The organism is Pseudomonas sp. SIMBA_068, from assembly GCF_046534705.1.
Classification (GTDB): Bacteria; Pseudomonadota; Gammaproteobacteria; order Pseudomonadales; family Pseudomonadaceae; genus Aquipseudomonas; species Aquipseudomonas putida.
The window spans coordinates 1-244 of the sequence record NZ_JAWRYI010001368.1 but is presented as its reverse complement, the minus strand read 5'-3'; the positions used below and the strand labels follow the sequence as shown (position 1 = coordinate 244).

Below are 244 nucleotides of genomic sequence, written 5' to 3'. Positions count from 1 at the left end.
CTGTGATATCGAGGATTCCCTGGCCGGCCTCGACCCCGACCTGCTGATCACCGACTGCCCGGAATGCCTGTTCGGCCTGCGCCCGGCGATCCGCGCGCCAATCCTGCTGGTGACCGCCTATGGCAGCTTCCTGCCCAGCGAAGAGGCCAACGCCCTGGCGCCACTGCAACAGCAGGCCCGGCCCCTGGCGCGCAATGCGTTGTATCAGACCCTGCGACGCTCGTTGCTGGGGGAAACCATCACC

At 67.2% G+C, this 244-nt stretch carries 1 pseudogene; it reads left to right on the top strand.

The features are described 5' to 3' along the window. Positions 1-244 (top strand): annotated as a pseudogene (locus tag SB756_RS34090) (hybrid sensor histidine kinase/response regulator); the annotation flags it as partial.